Here is a 2,558-nt window from a genome sequence, read left to right as displayed (position 1 = left end):
GCCACCGCGGGCCAGGCCGGCCAGGCGCTTGGGGTCCGACGCGGGCAGCAGCGCCAGGGCCAGCAGGGCCGCCGGGCCGGCCAGCACCAGCCACATCAGGGGGGTCGTCGTCATCCGTGTCGCTCCATCGGGAAGGGCAGAACGACGGGCCATCTAGAGGCTGGAACGCTTCAGGTAAAATAGATATATTGGAGGATACCGTTCGTTTTCATGAAAGTGATGCAATGCCGGCGCTCAATTACAACCACTTGCGCTATTTCCATGCTGTCGCCCACGCCGGCAGCCTGACCCGCGCCGCCGAACAGTTGAACCTGTCGCAATCGGCATTGTCGGTGCAGTTGAAATCCTTGGAGGAATCGCTGGGCCACGCGCTGTTCGACCGCGGCCCGCGCCGCATGACCCTCACCGAAGCTGGCAAGATCGCGCTGGATTATGCCGACACGGTGTTTGCCGCGGGCGAGGCGTTGCAATCAACCCTGGCCGGGCGGGTGCGGCTTGATCAGCAGATACTGCGAATCGGCGCGCTGCCCACGCTGTCGCGCAATTTCCAGGCCGAGTTCATCGCGCCGCTGATCGGCCGCCGCGATGTCGAGCTGATCATGGTCTCCGGCACGTTGAAGGATCTGTTGGCCCAGCTGGAAGCGCATGAGCTGGACGTGGTGCTGGCCAACCAGCCCCCCAAGGCTCTGGGCGGGGCCATCGCGTCCGACCTTGTGTCGCGGCGCATCGCCCAGCAACCGGTGGGCCTGGTCGGCCCGCCCGGGCTCCTGCATTGCCCGCTTCACTTCCCGCATGATCTCGCCAAGCTGCCGGTGCTGCTGCCGGCCCGCGGCCTCGATATCCGCACCGGGTTCGACCAACTGCTCGACCAGGCCGGCATCCAGCCGATCATCCTCGCCGAAGTGGACGACATGGCGATGCTGCGCCTGCTCGCCCGCTCGTCCGACGCGCTCACCCTGGTGCCGCCAATCGTGGTGAAGGACGAACTCGCCGCCGGCACGCTGGTCGAAGTCTTCACCATCCCCGGCCTCACCGAGGAATTCCACGCCATCACCCAGCGCCGGCGCTTTCCCAACCCGCTGCTGGCGGAATTGCTGACGGGCTAGTGCTGGCCGCGAAATCCGCCATGGCCGGCACCGGGCCGCGGCTGCCGCCGGCCACCCAGGCGATCTTGGCATCGAGATAGGCGACCAGCCGCTGCAACTCAGCCGCCTTCGTGGCAAGACGGTGGCGATGCTCGCGCAGGATGGACAGACTGCGCTCATCGTCGATCTGGCCGGCCTGCTCCTCCTTCAGCAACGCGCCAATCTCGGCCAGCGACAAGCCCAGCGCCTGGCCCAGGCGGATCAGCTCGGCGGTGCGCACATCGGCTTCGCTGAACAGCTGATAGGGATTGCGCCCGCCCTTGGCGCCCAGCTGCGGCCGCAGCAGATCGCGGCGCACATAATAGCGGATGGTATCGGTGCTCAGTCCGGTGACACGGGCAAATTCCGAAATCAGCAGCGGGCGAAAAGACTGTTGACCATGGACCATGCTCCATAGTTATCGGAGTCGTCATTCACAAGCAAGGAGAGTTGGATGACCCGCAATGCCGTGTTGATCACCGGTGCCTCGTCGGGCATCGGCGCCGCCAGCGTCCGCCGGATGGCAGCCCGAGGCTGGACTGTATACGCCGCCGCACGCCGGCTGGACCGGCTGGCCGCACTTGAGCGCGCCAATGTCCACCCGCTGCCCCTCGATCTCACCGACGATGCCTCGATCTGCGCTGCCGTTGACGACCTGGCCAGCGATGGTGGCGTGTCGGCCATCGTCAACAATGCCGGCTATGGCAGCTATGGTGCGGTGGAAGATGTGCCCTTGGCCGAGGCCCGCCGCCAGTTCGAGGTCAATCTGTTCGGCGCGGCGCGACTGATCCAGCTGGCGCTGCCGCAATTGCGGCGGGCCGAACGGCCGCGCATCGTCAACATCTCGTCGGTTGGCGGCCGCATCCACGAACCGTTCGGCGCCTGGTATCACGCCACCAAGTTCGCGCTGGAAGGCTTCAGCGACTGTTTGCGCATGGAGCTGAAGCCCTTCGGCATCGATGTGTGCGTGGTGCAGCCGGGCGGCATCCGCACCGAATGGGGCGGCATCGCCCGCGACAGCCTGCTCGCCAGCTCGGGAACCGGGGTCTATGCGCCCTGGGCGCGGCGCCATGCCGGCATGCTGGACAACACGCAGGCGGCGGGCTGGCTGTCCGATCCGGACGTGATCGCCCGCGCTATCGAGCAGGCGCTGACGGCGCGGCACCCCCGCACCCGCTATGCCACCGGTGCCGGTGCCCGGCCGCTGCTGCTCCTGCGCAGCCTGCTGAGCGATCGCCTGTTCGACGCGATGATGTGGCGGGGCTCGCAGGCGCAGCGCAACAGCGGCTTCGACCTGTGGCCGGCTACAGCCCCATCTCCGCTGCCGCAGCCTTGATCCGGCCTTGCGCCGCGGCATCGCCGGCGAAGGCGGCCAGCGCCTGGTCGCGCGCCGTCTTGGCCGCCGGCACGTCGCCCAGCACCTGGCGGGCGCGG

The 2,558-nt window shown here is 67.6% G+C and carries 3 protein-coding genes; 2 read left to right on the top strand and 1 reads right to left on the bottom strand.

The genetic code is table 11. The features are described from left to right. Positions 1-224: 224 nt before the first annotated feature. A complete protein-coding gene (locus tag GJ693_RS15360; RefSeq protein WP_156257119.1) occupies positions 225-1,106 on the top strand; it encodes a LysR family transcriptional regulator in 882 nt (293 codons plus the stop codon). Here GJ693_RS15360 and GJ693_RS15355 read toward each other — a convergent pair. Then, entirely contained in the window at positions 1,051-1,533 is a 483-nt protein-coding gene (locus tag GJ693_RS15355; RefSeq protein WP_197042262.1) for a helix-turn-helix domain-containing protein, read from the bottom strand. The two genes, GJ693_RS15360 and GJ693_RS15355, sit on opposite strands and share 56 nt — an antisense overlap. A 45-nt stretch (positions 1,534-1,578) precedes the next feature. Between GJ693_RS15355 and GJ693_RS15350 the strand changes: the two genes are divergently transcribed. After that, on the top strand, positions 1,579-2,460 hold the full coding sequence (locus tag GJ693_RS15350; protein ID WP_156257118.1) for an oxidoreductase: 882 nt from the start codon (positions 1,579-1,581) through the stop codon (positions 2,458-2,460). Positions 2,461-2,558 lie beyond the last annotated feature (98 nt).

The organism is Sandarakinorhabdus oryzae (assembly GCF_009733735.1).
Lineage (GTDB): Bacteria > Pseudomonadota > Alphaproteobacteria > Sphingomonadales > Sphingomonadaceae > Sandarakinorhabdus > Sandarakinorhabdus oryzae.
Note: the sequence above shows the minus strand (reverse complement) of the source record. Positions and strands in the feature narration are given on the sequence as shown.